This is a genomic window from Gemmatimonas aurantiaca (genome assembly GCF_037190085.1).
GTDB classification, from domain to species: Bacteria; Gemmatimonadota; Gemmatimonadetes; order Gemmatimonadales; family Gemmatimonadaceae; genus Gemmatimonas; species Gemmatimonas aurantiaca_A.
The window spans coordinates 243,010-258,703 of the sequence record NZ_JBBCJO010000012.1; the positions used below are offsets into that span (position 1 = coordinate 243,010).

At 64.9% G+C, this 15,694-nt stretch carries 10 protein-coding genes; 4 read left to right on the forward strand and 6 right to left on the reverse strand.

Translation table 11 applies throughout. From position 1 onward, the window contains the following. Nucleotides 1–268 precede the first annotated feature (268 nt). The 4 genes from WG208_RS15725 to WG208_RS15740 form a co-directional block, all read right to left on the reverse strand. Nucleotides 269–3,436, reverse strand: coding sequence for a protein kinase (locus WG208_RS15725; protein ID WP_337172325.1), 3,168 nt, complete (start codon nucleotides 3,434–3,436; stop codon nucleotides 269–271). Between the two features lie 474 nt (nucleotides 3,437–3,910). Continuing rightward, nucleotides 3,911–4,708, reverse strand: coding sequence for a LytTR family DNA-binding domain-containing protein (locus WG208_RS15730; RefSeq protein ID WP_337172326.1), 798 nt, complete (start codon nucleotides 4,706–4,708; stop codon nucleotides 3,911–3,913). Next, nucleotides 4,705–5,862, reverse strand: a complete 1,158-nt coding sequence (locus tag WG208_RS15735; protein WP_337172327.1) for a histidine kinase — start codon at nucleotides 5,860–5,862, stop codon at nucleotides 4,705–4,707. Before WG208_RS15735 ends, WG208_RS15730 begins: the two co-directional genes overlap by 4 nt. Before the next feature lies 1 nt (nucleotide 5,863). Continuing rightward, on the reverse strand, nucleotides 5,864–7,846 hold the full coding sequence (locus WG208_RS15740) for a pyrroloquinoline quinone-dependent dehydrogenase (RefSeq protein WP_337172328.1): 1,983 nt from the start codon (nucleotides 7,844–7,846) through the stop codon (nucleotides 5,864–5,866). Nucleotides 7,847–8,013: 167 nt separating this feature from the next. Between WG208_RS15740 and WG208_RS15745 the strand changes: the two genes are divergently transcribed. After that, nucleotides 8,014–8,868 (forward strand): class I SAM-dependent methyltransferase, encoded by an 855-nt coding sequence (locus WG208_RS15745; RefSeq protein WP_345787007.1) that lies wholly within the window; start codon nucleotides 8,014–8,016, stop codon nucleotides 8,866–8,868. A 67-nt stretch (nucleotides 8,869–8,935) separates the two neighbouring features. Here WG208_RS15745 and WG208_RS15750 read toward each other — a convergent pair whose 3' ends face one another. Continuing rightward, nucleotides 8,936–9,364: a hypothetical protein gene (locus WG208_RS15750; RefSeq protein WP_337172330.1), complete on the reverse strand. Its 429-nt coding sequence runs from the start codon at nucleotides 9,362–9,364 to the stop codon at nucleotides 8,936–8,938. Between the two features lie 233 nt (nucleotides 9,365–9,597). Between WG208_RS15750 and WG208_RS15755 the strand changes: the two genes are divergently transcribed. From WG208_RS15755 to WG208_RS15765, 3 genes are read left to right on the forward strand one after another with little or no spacing between them, the layout of a single operon-like run. Then, nucleotides 9,598–9,990, forward strand: a complete 393-nt coding sequence (locus WG208_RS15755) for a BlaI/MecI/CopY family transcriptional regulator (protein WP_337172331.1) — start codon at nucleotides 9,598–9,600, stop codon at nucleotides 9,988–9,990. Beyond that, complete coding sequence (locus WG208_RS15760; RefSeq protein ID WP_337172332.1) at nucleotides 9,990–11,963, forward strand: M56 family metallopeptidase; 1,974 nt, start codon at nucleotides 9,990–9,992, stop codon at nucleotides 11,961–11,963. Before WG208_RS15755 ends, WG208_RS15760 begins: the two co-directional genes overlap by 1 nt. A gap of 23 nt (nucleotides 11,964–11,986) precedes the next feature. After that, a complete protein-coding gene (locus tag WG208_RS15765) occupies nucleotides 11,987–14,671 on the forward strand; it encodes a DUF5916 domain-containing protein (protein ID WP_337172333.1) in 2,685 nt (894 codons plus the stop codon). A 173-nt stretch (nucleotides 14,672–14,844) separates the two neighbouring features. Here the strand turns inward: WG208_RS15765 and WG208_RS15770 are convergent, their stop codons facing one another. After that, on the reverse strand, nucleotides 14,845–15,672 hold the full coding sequence (locus tag WG208_RS15770; protein ID WP_345787013.1) for an SDR family oxidoreductase: 828 nt from the start codon (nucleotides 15,670–15,672) through the stop codon (nucleotides 14,845–14,847). Nucleotides 15,673–15,694: the final 22 nt, after the last annotated feature.

Consider the following 15,694-nt stretch of genomic DNA (forward strand, 5'->3'; position numbering starts at 1 on the left):
AGGGGGCGCCAAGGGCGAGACCTTCAATAGTGACGGCGACCGGGGGTTGTTTCCGTGATGGACATCACGGAATGCATCAGGGGGCATCTCCGGGGCGGCGCGATGCCGCCCGGGAGTGGCGACCGGTCAGTGCGTTCGGCAGATGTTCTTCATTGCCGGATCAGCGGGTGATGGTGCGGTGCTCCAGCAGATCTTCGAAGTCGACCCGCTGGCGTGCCCCACCGGCCCCGGCGCGAGCAGGTCGGGTGATTGATCCCGTCGGCCGCGCTCACCCCGACTGCCGCAGCAACTTGTCGACCCGCGTGCGAATCTCCTGCACCCAGGGCTGCAGCGCTGGATCCGCCTTCATCCAAAGCTGCGTGATCTGGCTGTACACATCGATCGCCTTCTGACGTTGGCCGTTCGCCTCGTACAGCTCACCAAGACTCCGGAGCACCGTCACCCGCCATCGCGCATCGATATCGAGGTCCACACTTGGCGTAGCAAGAAAGTGTTCGAAGGCGCTTATTGCAGAGTCGGCTCGACCAAGCTCCTTCCAGGACACGCCCCGGATCACGTCCGCAAATCGCTCGCTGGTCTCGAACCGTCGATCGGCGATGGTGATCTCGTGGATGGCGTCATTCCACCGCCCCTCTGTATAGGCAAGACCGGCGCTCAACACAGAGCGCACGCCGGCGAGGTCGGAGGCGGAGGACACAAGATCCTGCTCGGCGCCGGTTACCGCCGTTCGCATCAACTTCGGATCGCGCAGCGCGAGGGCTATTGTGCCCAGTAACTCCCACGGACGCTCAGTGGCCGGAATGTCAGCCATCGGCGCGCGCTTGAGGCCGCGCTGGAGTGCCTCCAGTGCGCTGGGTTTGTCGCCATATGCCGCTTCGAAGTAGACGGTGTCGAGGGCGACAGCCAGCCGGTTGGCCACCGTCGGTTGTGCCTGGAGCAATGCTTCGCCGCTTTTGGCCTGCCACTGCCGGGCTTCACGAATGCGACCCTGCAGTTCGGCCACCTGGGCCACGGTAGACGCCGAAACGGTTGCCTGACGAAGCGTCTTTGGCCGAGTGGCGATGGATCGGCTCAGACTGTCCATCCGCGCGTAGTCGCCCTTCCCAAAGGCAGCCCATGCCTCCGCCTCCCAGATGTTGTTGCTTTGTGGGAAGGCCACGCGAAACGCCTGTACGGTGGAATCGAGCGCTTCTGTCCGTCCGGTGCCAATCTGCATCAGCAGCAGATTGGTGAACGCTCCACCGAACGTGCGCGGGAGTTTCGTGACCTTCCGGAACAGCGCTTCGGCCCCTTTGTAATCGCGTTTCATGACGAGGACCACAGCGGCGGCATTGAGGGCAGAGGCACTGGTGGAATCGAGGGCTGCGGCCGCGCCATAGGCTGCCGCGGCCTTGTCGAGATCGCGCGTCGGACCATTCAGGTGGTAGTAGCCTTCGGTCAGCAGCCGCTCCATTTCCGTCAACCGCTCCCGATGACGCCAGGCGGTGCTGATGGCCTCGATACGCCCGGTGCGATCGAGGTCTTCATTGCCAAGCAACACAGCGAGCTTGCGCCAGGCCATGGCAAACGAACTGTCGATCTCTACGGCCTCGCGCAGGAGAGCAACACCGCGTTCGGGTTCTGCCTGTTCATCCGCGAGCCGTGAACCTTCCACATACTTTCTGAGTGCTGGCAACGATGACGTGGTGACGCGCTCGAGCTCCCGACTGGCACGAATCGTCCGCAGTGACTCGCCTGCTTTGCTTCTCACTTGACGCGACAGTTTCCCCACCGCGACGAGCAGCGCATCCGGGCTGGCCGCTTCCTGCCGGAACAGCGCCAGCTCACGTCCGTCAAGCGCGCCCACCAATCGCGCCGACACGACATAGCTCGAACCAAGCTGCTGGATGCTGCCATCCAGCACGGCCTTGGCGCCTTCAAGTGTGGCAATTTCGCGAGCGACGTCAAAATTCAGGGGCACATCCGTGGGGCGCTTCATCCACGACAGCAGGTCACGAATGGCAGCGCGGGTCAGCACCTTGAGCGATGACGACTGCGCGAGATCGGTGCGGAGTGCTTCGGCTACGGTAGCGCCCAGGGTGGAATCACTGGCGGGCGAGGTGAAATCAGCCACCATCACCGTTTCCTGCGAACCGAACGTTCCGCTGCTCCGTAGCGACGCCATCGGGCCGATTCCCATGGCCCGCATGACCATGAAGCCGACGACCAGTGCGGCAAACGCGCCAACGGCCACACCACCGCCCAGCCAGACTCGCCGCCACGACAGGTGAGGACTGGCCGAGATCGCCATCGTGGTCATCGTGCCCTGCGGAGCGGCCCGTCCAGGGGTAGCGCTGAAAACACGCCGGGCCGTGCGTTGGGTGAAGGCAGTAAATGCGATGAGTGGCAGGCCGGCCAGCATGACGACGACCGAACCTGGAAGCACCCAGTCGGGCAGGTCGACCACCGACGTGGCTGCCCATGCCGTGAGCGTCACGAATGCCGTTGCCGCTGCCCAGACGCCGGTAGCGCGCGCAAGATGGATCTGGCCGCCCTGCAGGATGGCTGGCGTCACGGCGCCGCTGCCAGTGGTGGTGATCGAGTCGAGCACTTTGGCCACGTCCCGCGCCCCCTGCGGCCGGTGCTCGGGATCTTTGGCCAGACAGGACATGACGATCGCCGACAGCGCCTTCGGGCAATCGGGTGCCAGCTCGAGCAGATCGCGCGGAGGTTCCCCCATGTGCGCGGCGAGCAGCTTGCTGGGCGTACTCCCCTGGAAGGGCGGATGGCCGGCAATGATTTCGTACGCCATCACGCCGAAGGCATAGAGATCGGCGCGATGATCGATGGCAGGATCGCCGAATGCTTGTTCCGGCGCCATGTACATGGGCGTGCCAATCGACATGCCCGCCTGCGTAAGCGCTGTGTCGTGTGTGTCGCCGCTGGCATGGCCGCCATCGGTTCGCGCGGCGTTGATGGCCTTGGCGATGCCGAAGTCGGTGACCGTGGCACTGCCGCTCGACAGCAGAACGTTGTCCGGCTTGATGTCGCGGTGTACGACGCCCTGCCCATGTGCGTATGCCAGCGCTCGCGCCACGTCGCGCAGAATGCTGACCGCTTCTGCCTGCGGAAGCGGGCCGCCCTCCAACCGATGGCGAAGCGAATCGCCGGCGACGTAGGGCATGGTGAACCACGGAATGCCGTCCGTGTCGCCGGCGGCAAGCACCGGTACGACGTGCGGATGCTGCAATTGCGCGGCGAGCAACACTTCGCGCCGGAAACGCTCGACGGAGATATTCGCGAGCAGCTCAGGCGCGAGCACCTTGACGACGACGCGTCGATTCAGCGCGACTTCGCGAGCCAGATACGTCCGGGACATCCCGCCACCGCCGAGTTCGCGCTCGATGGTGTATCGGGCTGCCAGGGCCGTTTCCAACCTGGCGCGCAGCGCATCCATGATCTTGGGCTGAGGTGTGGGTAAGCCGGGATAGTGTGTACCGTGGAGCGAAACAGCAAGAGGGATAATAGGGTCGGAATTGGAGTTTTGGTTGGTGTCGGATCATCGGCATCGCCCGGAGACGGTCTACGACGATCGCGTCGCCCGCGAGTACGGGCCCTGGCGGCCCATCGTCACCACCCAGGCGTCGGTGACCGACCAGATCCGCACGCCCCTCCGGACCTGCGCCGCGGCATGCCGATTGCGCGAACCTGCGCGAGAATCATCGCGCGTGGTCCTGCGTCATGAGCGATTCATCGGTTATCGCGGCGCAAAATACCCGCTCCGTTCCCACCGAGATATGGTTGCGTCTCGAAGTTCATGATGCACCGACTGGAAGTCTCCAGAAGCCGAAGCGTGCTCCTCGTGGGGATGCTCCGGGTACCTGCACGCACCTCCAGGCGGGGGCACGATCGCACTACGGTGCCCGACTGTTCACGACAACCGCAGCGGATAGCGTCGGCTGACACGCACGACATGTCCGCCGGCCAGATGCACCTGCTGATCGCCATGCCCGATGGATTCCACTCGCACGATGGCATCGAGGTTCACATAGGCGCTGCGTGAGACCTGCCGGAAGCGCCGCAGATCGGCGGCAGCCGCCAGTGCCGCCAGTGGGCCGCGTGTACGCCATTGCTGGTCCACACCATGGAGCACCACGTGATTGCGATCGGCTTCGATCCAGATCACCGCACGGGTGGGGACCACCTGCTGCGTGCCCCGTGTCCCGTTCACCCCACGCTCGCCGATGACGAGACGGTCCGGCAACGGGGATGGCGCCGTCTCGTGCACGACATTGCGACGATGCCACGCCAGTTCCTCGGCATCGTTCCGGATCTGCATGGTGCGACGCACACGATCGATGGTCGCGGCAAACCGGTCGCCGTCCCACGGCTTGAGCAGATAGTCGAGCGCCGACAACGCAAAGGCCCGCACCGCCCGATCGGCATGGGCCGTCACGAAGATGACGAGCAGATGTGATGCCTGAGGCAGTCGTGCGATGGCATCCGCCACGGCGAGGCCATCGATGCCCGGCATCTGAATGTCCAGAAACACGAGATCCACGGCATCGTCACGCAGGATGCCGAGCGCGGCCGGGCCGTCGCGTGCCTCGAGAATGCGGCCCACTTCCGGCACCTGCTCGAGGAAACGCCGGAGCTTGGCCCGGGCCGGCGCTTCGTCGTCGGCCACGAGCACACGCCACGGCCCTGCCCCACCGTCCGCGCCGCTCACGAAGCGCGGATCTCTCTGGATGCGTCCACAGGGGCTTCGACGGCGGTGTCGATGGATGCATCGACCTGCCACGGAATCCGCACGCACACCACCGCACCACCATCGACGGCCGTCTCCGGATTCAACGACGCGTCGTCTCCGTACAGCGTCCTCAACCGGCGAACCGTGGTGCTGAGCCCCACCCCACTGGTGAGCGCGGTGGATTCGCGGCTCTGCCATCCCACACCATTGTCGTGAATGGCCAGTTCCAGATGATCACCGTGGCGACGGGCCACGATGCGTACGATCAGCGGGACAGCGACGGCCGCATCTCCCGACGTTCCGGACCCGTGACGCACCGCATTTTCCAGCAGCGGTTGCAGGAGCAGCGTGGGCACCAGCACGTCGAACGCCTGCGATTCCACCTGCTGCTCGAAGCGCAGGGTATCCGCAAAGCGCGCCGTCATGATGCTGCTCCAGAGTTCGGCCGTTGCCAGTTCCTCACGCAAAGTGACCAGACCCGCCGAACTGTCGAGCGTCCGGCGGAGCAGACGCGACAGACGGTGCAGCATGCGATCGGCAACGGTGACGTCCTCGTACATCACGCCCGAAATGGTATTGAGCGCGTTGAACAGGAAGTGCGGTTGCAGCCGGGCTTCCAGGGCGATCAAGCGCGCCTGCGACACCTCGGCTTCGAGCGCCATGACCTGCAACGCCTGCCGTTGACGCTCGCGCTGCTGATCGAGGAAGGTCACCGCCAGCACGATCACGCCATACCCGAACACGTCGTTGCCCAGCTCCATGAGATAGCGCCACCCCATGGTGCCGTAGTCGTATGCCCCGAGACCGGCCAATGGAAATGCCACGGCCCGCGTGCCCCAGTTCCAGGTCGTGTGCAGCGCCGAATAGACCAGCATCGCCGGCACATGCAGCAGGAACAGCACACCACGTCCACGCAGGACACGGGTGACGCGGGCCACGCCGACCGCCAGCAGCCCCGCCCCCCACGCACCGGTGAGCTCCTCGATGAGCGTGATCTGAAAAGGCTGATCGTGCCCGCGCGTCACGGTATCGAGAAAACGATAGCTGAATGACAGCAGCCCCAGCATCGTCCAGAAGACAGCACCGAATGCCCACGCCTGCCAACGACCGCCGAGCCGCGTCTGGTCGTTCACGTCAACGCGACTCCCGAGGGAGAGCGAATGCCACGATCGCGTCGCCCGCCCCCCAGGGACCACCACCGCCGGCCGCGATCAGCACATACTGCCGTCCCTCGAAGGCATAGGTCATGGGGGTCGCCTTCCCACCTGCCGGCAGCGCCCCACGCCACAGCACGTCTCCCGACGCGCTGTCGAAAGCCCGTATGGTGCGATCGATCGAACCGCCCATGAACACCAGACCGCCGGCCGTGACCAGGGGTCCGCCCAGATTGGGAGACCCCCAGGCTTCGGGAGTCTCCGGTCCACCGTCACGCCGCATGGCCCCGAGTGGCACCTGCCAGCGCATCGCCCCATTGTCGAGACTCACCGCCACGAGCGTACCGAACGGCGGCGGCGAACACGGCAGACCGCTGGGAGCAAGCACCATGCGTCGTCGCATCACGTACCCCGTGCCTCGCATACGCGTGAACTGATCGTCCGTGCGGCTGCTGGCCATCGCCTTCGGATCATGCAGCGAGTCCGGAATGAGTTGCACGAGCGCCATCAGGCGATTGACCGGTACATAGGCCGTGCGCGTCGTGGGATCGATAGCCACTCCACCCCAATGCGCCCCGCCGATGTTGGATGGCAGCATCAGCGTGCCCTGCAGACTGGGTGGCGTGAAGATGCCTTCGTTGCGCAAGGGCGCAAGGATTTCGCGGCAGGCCATCCGATCGACCTCGGTGACGCCCCACACGCTGTCCAGTGCGAACGAATGCGGCGACAGGGTGATGGCACTGAAGGGCTGCGTGGGCGATGCGTGTTCACCGGGAACATCCGACCGCGGCACGGCACGTTCCTCCACGGGAATGAGCGGCACGCCGGTGCGGCGGTCCAGCACGAACAGCTGCCCGGTTTTGGTGGCCTGCACCACCGCCGGTGTACCGACCCCATTCACGCGCACCTCGGTCAGCGCCGGCGGTGATGCATTGTCGTAGTCCCACAGATCGTGATGCACGGTCTGGAAATGCCATGCCACGGATCCATCCCGCACACGCAGGGCCACCAGGGAATTGGCATACCGATTGTCGCCCGGGCGCTGGGTGCCCACATAGTCGGGCGCCGGACTCGACGTGGGGAGATACACGAGACCGAGCGCCGCATCACCGACGATGACCGACCAGACATTGGCGCCGCCGGTGGTGCGCTCGTGTCCCTGCCACGCGGCGCGGTGCGGATCGTTCGCATGCTGCGGAATGGGATCGAATGTCCACAGCAAACGCCCCGTGCGCACATCGAAGGCCCGCACCTCACCGCTGGCCGGATCAAGGCGAGAGTTGTCGGCAATGGATGATCCGATCACCAGGACATCGCCGATGACGGCCGGTGGCGATGTCTGCTGATACGCAGGGAACTCGAAGGGCGCCGTGCGAAGTCCCTTGCGCAGATCGACCACGCCGGCCACACCAAAATCGCGGCACGGTGCGCCCGACCGGGCGTCGAGGGCAAAGAGCCGGGCATCGATGCTCACCGCCAGAATGCGTCGCGCGCAGGGGCGTGACGTGCCGGCGCGCGCGTCCCGCCAGTACGACACGCCACGACTCGTGAAGTCACCATAACCGGCGTTCACCGGCACCCGGGCATCCAAACGCCACCGCTCCGCCCCGGTGGCCGGATCGAGCGCGAACACCCGCCCCAACGGCGTGCTGACGTACACGGTGCCGTCCACCATGAGTGGCGTCACCTCCAGCGACGGTGGCGCACCCCGTTCGACTTTTTCGGACAATTCGCCCGTATGAAAGGTCCATGCCGGTATCAGTCGGGCGACGGTGGCGCGGTCGATCTGCGTCAGCGGCGAGTATCGCTGTCCTCCGGCGTCACCGCCGTACGTTGGCCACTCCACCGGGGGTTTCGACTGGGCGGATAGCCGCGACGCCGATACCATCGATCCGCCGATGAATGTGAAAGCCACAACGGCGGGAAGAAACGAACAATGACGTGGTCGAAACGATGCGATCATGAAGGCTCCGGCAGAACGGGAAGTGCCGCAGATTGTCCGTGTTGCGCCGCGATCCCAAGGATACCGTGCCGGACGGGACCGTCGGCGTGTCCAGCGGGATTCGGAGCCATCCTCCGTCGACCGTGATACCTTGTGCACATGCCTCCCTACACATCTCATCACGCATCATGAACCAGGAGAGAGCAACACCTGATCAGACCGCGGTGCGCACCGCCTTGTGGCGCGCACTGCATGTCGAAGTCGATCCATTGCCTCATGTGTTCGAGGATCGGGTCGGCCTCGTTCTCGCCGCTCCCGATGCGGAGTGGCAGAGTCGTCCGGACATGGGTCCCTTCACACGACCGTTTCGCGCCTCCATTCTGGCACGGGCGCGTTTCGTCGAAGACTTCGTCATGAAGCAAGCGGAACAGGGTGTCCAACAGTATGTCATCCTGGGTGCGGGGCTGGACACCTTCGTTCAGCGTCGACCGGAGCTGGCGACCCATATGCACGTCTTCGAAATCGACCAGCCGGGACCGCAGGCGTGGAAACATCAACGCCTCCTCGAACTCGGCTTCGGCGTCCCGCCACATCTGCACTTCGTACCGGTCGATTTCGAGGCCGGCGATCGGTGGTGGGAGCGTCTCATGGCCGCGGGGTTCGACCCCGTACGTCCCGCAGTGGTGGCGTCGACTGGCGTGAGCATGTATCTCACCCGCACCGCGATCACGACCACGTTGCAACACATCGCGTCGCTCGCGCCGGGCACGACACTCGTGATGTCGTTCATGCTTCCGCCGGGTCGATTGGCACCCGATATACGAATCGGTGTCGAGCGCGCAATGGAGGGGGCACGGGCCAGCGGCACGCCCTTCATCAGCTTCTTCATGCCCGACGAGATCATGGACCTTGCCCGCGACGCGGGATTCTCGACCGTTGGTCATGTGTCGGCAGCGGAACTCGCCGCGCGTTATTTCGCCGACAGAACCGATGGCCTGCGCCCACCTGACAATTCGGAAGAGTTGCTGGTGGCGACGGTGTAGCGCATGAACGGCTGACGTACCCGACGGCGGCTCTGCCGGCGTGCTTCTCCGGCGTCCTCCTGGTCTCTCAGCGCAACCGATTCTCGTCTTCTTCACCGGCGTCGAGGCGCGCACGCGCTTCGGCCTGGGCGAGTCGTTCCGCACGACCTCCGGCAACATAGAGCGCCGCGAATGTGCCGACAGCCGCCACGGCAGAGATCGGCCACATTCCCAGCAGGAATGTCAGCAGTCCCCGGGGCAGGGTCGCCAGCAACGCGACCAATGTCGCGCACGTCGCCAGCCCCACGGCGGTGTTGCCCTGACGGCGATAGAGCAGAAACGCCCAGGGTAGGAGACCAAGGGTCGCACCGGCAAACACTGCGACGCCGTATTTGAGCAGTTCTCTTCCAAAGAGCAGTTCCTTTCCAAGTCCGAATCGAAAGGAGAGCAACGGCACCGCCAGGACGGCGATCCAGAACACGAGAGTGATGATTACCCGACGGGAAGACAATGACATGGCACATCGCGGTGAAATCGTGATGGAGCAGCATGATGCCCTATGACTCTGCGATGCCGACAGTATCGCGTCCCGTCCGCGGTTTCGCGAATTGCCGGGCCGACACCAATGTGTGTCGGACGCCGTAGGTGTTCCCGTTTCCCCCGTTCCCCCCGTTTCCGGCGGCTTCGGTCTCTTGACAGGCTTCTACTACACATGTAGAACTACATGTGTCGTAAAACTCCGGGGCTTCCATGTCAGAGCAGCACAACTTCACGGCACTGCAACTGGCCATTCTCCGCGTGCTCTGGGCGCGCGGTGAAGCCACGGTCGTCGAAATCTGGGAAGCGCTGCACGACGAGCGCGGGTTGGCCCAGACCACGCTGGCGACCATGCTGTCCCGTCTCGAAAAACGCGGCGCGGTCGCACATCGCACGAGTGCGCGGCAATTCGTGTATCGCGCCCTGATCACCGAGGACGCGGCGCGCCACTCCATGGTCAGCGAGTTCACTGCCCGCCTCTTCGAGGGAGACGTGCCAGCGCTCGTGAGTCATCTGCTCACCGCGCAGGACATCACACCCGGTGATCGTGAGCGCATTCGCGCCATGCTCGATGCCGCGACACCTCACCCGGAGGACACCGAGTAATGGAATCGATCGTCACGACGGCACTCGCCTGGTTGCTGACCTACGCGATCCACAGCTCGGCGCTCCTGGGTATCACCTGGCTGTTGGCGCGGTGGGGGCGGCTTTCCATCGGTACGATGGACTTCCTCTGGAAACTCGCGCTCGTTGGAGGGTTGCTCACGACGCCCGTGCAGATGGCCCTGCATGTGAGTCCATCCGGATCGTTTTTGCTGCTCACACCTTCACACACGACACTCGGCGCGGTATCCGTCGAATCGGAACTCAACAACGCGGGACGCCGTGAGCACTTCGTGGCCGAGGCGCGGGCGCCCCTGCCGGCAGGCATCGCAACCCCTGCCGTTGCCGGGATGTCTGCCTCGTCCCCTGCATCGTCAAAGGCCCCATCTGCCTCCCCACTCGCATCATTACTCGCATCATTCTCCTCACGGACGATCGCATCGGCCCTCGTGGGGATATGGGCGCTCGTTGCGCTGACGCTGGTGCTGATGTACGTGGCGCGCCGCCTGCTGCTGGCCGGTCGGCTGGCGAACCGTCAGCAGGTCACGAGCGGTGCCCTCCCCGACATGCTCGCCACGCTGCGCCGCACCGTGCGATTCCGGTCGCCTGTGAGGCTCACATCGGTGAACACCATTGCGAGTCCGGTCGCACTCGGTCTGCATGAGATCTGCGTACCCGAGGCGGCGCTCACCGAACTCACCGCGGACGAGCAGCGCGGCATGCTGGCACACGAACTGGCCCATCTGGCGCGCCGCGATCCTCTCTGGCTCGATCTCGCCTCGTTGATGGAGCGGATCTTCTTCTTCCAGCCGCTCAATCGTCTCGCCCGTCGGGAGCTCCAGCGCAATGCGGAGTTTCTCTGTGACGACTGGGCAGCGGAACGCACCGGCTCGGGGCTGCCGCTGGCGCATTGCCTGGCACGTGTCGCGGACTGGATCGAAGCCTCGCCCCTGGGCGTGCCCGTGGCCGGCATGGCGGAGCAGCGATCGCTGCTGGTGACGCGTATCGCCCGGCTCATCGAAGGTCGACGGGCCAGTCTACCCATGTCACGCGTCCTCACCGTGGCGATTGGCACGGTGCTGCTCTCTGCCATCGTAGCCGCGATGCCAGGTGTGCGCGGTATCGCGACGCCCTCATCGCGTGCAGGCGAACCCACCACGCCGGAATCGATGGAGCCGCAGGTCATCGTGGGAAGGAGCGTGGACGTCACCGCGGACACCACAAATGACAGCGCGAACGATGCGACGGACCGCGAGCAGGAGTTCGACACGTCGGACGATCAGGATGATGCGCACGACGCAGCCGATGTTGCCGATGTTGCCGATCCGACGATCGTGGCCGCACTCATCGAACGTCTGCAGGACACTGAAGCCAGCGTTCGCGCTGCGGCCGCCACTTCATTGGGCAGCCTGGGCAGCGTGACCGCGGTTCCCGCCCTGCTGGCCATTGCCGGTGACCGGAGCAGCGACGTGCGTTCGGCCGTGGCCGAGGCGCAGGGCCACCTCGGCGATGCGCGTGCCGTGCCGACACTCACCCGCATGCTGAGCGATTCTTCGGCGCGCGTACGCGAGCATGCGGCCGAGGCGCTGGGTTATATGTCCGAGGGAAACTTCGGCACCTCGTTGCTGAGGTTGCTCGGCGACCCGATTGCCAGTGTGCGTGTGGCCGCTCTCGAATCACTCACGAAACATCGGATCCTCATCCCCGCACGCGATCTGACGACGCTGCTGGCCGACACATCGGCCGGTGTCCGTCGATCGGCGCTCGAATATGCGGAACGGACCCCATCGTTGGCCAAAGTCACCATCATCCGTCGACTGCTCGACGATGGCAACGCGCGGGTCCGTCAACAGGCCGTGGAGGCACTGGCCGGTTTCCGCAGCGCGGAAGCGCGCACCGCACTCCGCGAAGCACTGGCCTCTCCCGATCCAGCCGTGCGTCGCGAAGCCGCCGAAGCGCTGGGCGAACGACCGTAGACGTGCTCCCCTCCTCCCTCTCCATGTCGAATCTCTTCATGCGCACGGCCGCGCTGCTCGCGGCGTTGACCACTGTGGTCGGCTCAGACGTCACCGCGCAGCCGGGCGGACCGTCGTCGCCGTCGCCGGTGGCCCCCGCGCGGCCCGCACCGTTGTCGTTCATTCGCGAGCCAGGCCGCGCCGAAGCCATGCGCACGGACATGAGCATCCACCTCGATGGCCGATTGGATGAAGCCGCCTGGCAGACGGCGCGCTACGTGACCGGTCTCACGCAGCGTGAGCCCAATGAAGGAGCCGCGGCCTCGGATTCCACGCGCGTGGCGTTCGTATACGACGATCAGGCGCTGTATATCGGCGCCCGCATGAACAGCAGTCACCCCGAAAGCATCCGGCCGCTCGTGGCCCGACGCGACAAGGAAGGCAGTGCCGAACAGCTCATTCTCTCGTTCGATACCTTCGGCGATCGTCGCACGGCGTACACCTTCTCTGTGACATCGGGCGGTGTCCGGGTCGACTACTATCACGGATCGGATTTCGAGAACTCGCGCGACTATACGTTCGATCCGGTGTGGCAGGTGCGAACGACCGTGGACGCGGAGGGTTGGACAGCCGAGATGCGCATTCCGTTTTCGCAATTGCGTTTCTCGGCGGCCGACGAACAGACGTGGGGCATCAACATCGTGCGTCTGATTCCGGAGCGCAACGAATCGGCCTACTGGATGCTCGTGCGGCGCAGCGAGACCGGCTGGTCTTCACGCATGGGGCAGTTGACGGGGCTCAAAGGGCTGCGCTCCCGGCAGCGCATCGAAGTGTTGCCGTACGTGGCCAGCGACACACGCACGAAGAGCGCGGTGAACCCGGCCAACCCCTTCGATGCGAAACAGCGCAATGAAGTGCGGGCCGGCGCCGACCTGAAGGTGGGCCTGGGGCCGAACGCCACGCTCGAAGCCACCATCAATCCCGACTTCGGCCAGGTGGAGGCCGATCCGGCCGTGGTGAATCTCTCGGCGTTCGAGGTGTTCTTCGACGAGCGCCGGCCGTTCTTCACGGAGGGCACACAACTGCTCAACGCCCGCGGCAACTTCTACTCCCGGCGCATCGGCGCACCGCCGCCACTCAATCCGGGTGGAACCTACGCCGACGTTCCACACAACACCACGATTCTCGGGGCGGCAAAGGTGTCGGGCCGCCTGCCATCGAAGTTGTCCTTTGCCGGACTGACTGCCCTCAGCGCGCAGGAGAACGCGCAGGTGATCGACGCCGGCCAGCAGATCCCACGCGAGGTGGAAGTGGCGCCGCGCACGCTCTACGGCGTGGGGGTGGTACAGCAGGAATTCGGGAAGGATGGGTCGACCGCCTATGCCATGTTCACCGGGGTCGAACGCAATCTGAAAGACGGCACGCCAGCTCAGCGCGCCCTCGCGGAGCGGGCATACAGTGGCCTGGCGGATACCCGTCTCCGATGGGCCGGCGGCAAGTACGACATGAGCGCCTTTGTCGGCTTCAGTCACATCTCCGGCGATTCACTGGCCATGCTGGCGCAGCAGCGATCGAGTCGACGCTTCTTTCAGCGTCCCGACGCCCACTATGTCCACGTGGACTCGGGTCTGACGTCCATGAACGGCTACATCGCCGGCATCAATCACAGCAAGATGAGCGGCTCGTGGCTGTGGGACATTGATCTGTCGGCCGAGTCTCCCGGATACGAGATCAACGACGCCGGCCGGCTGGGTGGCACCGATGATCTGAGTCAGTCGTCGAACCTGCGGTACCGGCAGACCAGACGGGGACGCTACTTCCACAACTGGGATATCGGGCTGTCGCAATACGCCGGCTGGAATTTCGGGGGCGTGAACAACTACAGTGGGTTCGAGCTCTACAGCAATCAGACGTTGCGCAATTTCCTGCGGTCGTGGATGAACGTGGGCATCGGGTTGCCCGCCACGTCGGACGATCTCACCCGCGGTGGCCCGCTCATGCGCACGTATGGCGAGCATTGGGTGAACGCCGGGATCTCCAGCCGCTCCGGAGCCCGCACCAGTTGGTCGTTCTCCACGGGCGCATCCACGCGGGGTGATGGCGGCAACTCCGTCAACCTGAATGGCGCACTCACATTGCGGCCGGGGGCGCGCATGGAGCTCTCCATCACGCCGGCCTTCTCGGGTAACGAGAACGCGCGTCAGTACGTGACCACGCGCTCCGGCGGAACGGCCGCCACATATGGCTCCCGCTACATCTTCGCCCACGTGGACCAGGTGCAGTACAGCGTCCGGTTCCGTCTCAACTATGCGCTGACGCCGAACCTGACGTTCGAGACCTATGCCGAACCGTTCGCCGCCAGCGGACGATATCACGAATACGGAGAGCTGCCCGCGCGTCTGAGTCGGGATCTGCGCACCTACGGGACACAGGGCACCACCATCTCGGCGCCCGACAGCACCGGGGCGCGCCTGGTCAACGACGGCGCGGCCTACTTCACGCTTCCCGGCAATGACTTCAATCTGCGGTCCTTCCGCAGCAACGCGGTCATGCGGTGGGAATGGCGACCCGGGTGCACCCTGTTCGTGGTGTGGCAGCAGGACCGATCCGCAGAGCGGACACCTGGCCTGACCGCGAAACCGGGGGCCCTGTGGGATGCGCTGCGCGCCGACGGCACACAGGTGATCGCCCTCAAAGCCAGCTACTGGCTGCCGCTGTCCTGGCGATGACGGTGTCGGAGCATCGCGGCGCTCACTTCCGGACGGCCGTCAACACCCGTGCGAAGCTGCCCCCGAGCAACAGACGGATATTCGCGTCGGCGTGTTTGCGCTGCACCGTTGCCTCCACCGGATTCCCCTGACCTACCGTCCCGTGCCACCGGCGTCCAAAGTCCCGACACCGATCAGAAGTTCATGCCCCCCGATACACGGAGCACCTGTCCGGTGATGTAGTTGGATTCCGGCGCGCACATGAGATACACACCGTCGGCCGCGTCCTCCGGTGTACCGATCCGCCCCATCGGCACCTGCTGCGCGAGACTGTCCAGCACCGAAGATTGCACCCCGTACCGCACCTGCCGGTCGCCCACCGCGACCGTGCTGGCTTCTCCGTCGAGTGGCTGGGTCATGCGCGTCTGGATGAAACCGAACGCGACACAATTGACGGTCACGCGATATCGCCCCCATTCACGGGCGAGGGATTTGGTCATCCCCATCACGCCGGCTTTCGCGGCCGCATAGTTGACCTGCCCGGCGTTGCCGTCGAGCCCCGACAGCGACGAAATGTTGACCACTTTGCGGTAGTGCTCGATGCCGGCTTCCCGCTCCCGCCGGGCGAATTCACGAATGGGTGTGGCGGCGGCCCGCAGAATGCGAAACGGAGCGGTGACGTGCACGTCCATGATGGCCTGGAACTGCTCGTCGGTCATTTTCTGGATGACCGAGTCCCATGTGAAGCCCGCATTGTTCACGATGATGTCGAGTCCACCGAATGCATCGAGCGCGGTGGAGATGAATCGCTCCGCGAACCCGTCGTCGATCACGCTGCCGACACAGGTGGCCACCTCGCCGCCAAGTGCCACGATCTCGCCAGCCACCTCGCGGGCCGGGTCTTCGTCGAGGTCATTGAGCACGATGCGGGCTCCTTCACGGGCCAGCTTGAGCGCGATCGCGCGACCGATGCCCCGCCCCGCTCCGGTGATCAGTGCGACACGTCCTTGCAGTTTCACGATGACGATGGATGATGAGTGGGAA

What these genes read in the sequence shown, in the direction of transcription:
- WG208_RS15725 (WP_337172325.1), bottom strand. Translation starts at nt 3,436, where the DNA reads ATGGATGCGCTGCGCGCCAGGTTGGAAACGGCCCTGGCAGCCCGATAC.
- WG208_RS15740 (WP_337172328.1), bottom strand. Translation starts at nt 7,846, where the DNA reads ATGATCGCATCGTTTCGACCACGTCATTGTTCGTTTCTTCCCGCCGTT.
- WG208_RS15745 (WP_345787007.1), top strand. Translation starts at nt 8,014, where the DNA reads ATGAACCAGGAGAGAGCAACACCTGATCAGACCGCGGTGCGCACCGCC.
- WG208_RS15750 (WP_337172330.1), bottom strand. Translation starts at nt 9,364, where the DNA reads ATGTCATTGTCTTCCCGTCGGGTAATCATCACTCTCGTGTTCTGGATC.
- WG208_RS15755 (WP_337172331.1), top strand. Translation starts at nt 9,598, where the DNA reads ATGTCAGAGCAGCACAACTTCACGGCACTGCAACTGGCCATTCTCCGC.
- WG208_RS15760 (WP_337172332.1), top strand. Translation starts at nt 9,990, where the DNA reads ATGGAATCGATCGTCACGACGGCACTCGCCTGGTTGCTGACCTACGCG.
- WG208_RS15765 (WP_337172333.1), top strand. Translation starts at nt 11,987, where the DNA reads ATGTCGAATCTCTTCATGCGCACGGCCGCGCTGCTCGCGGCGTTGACC.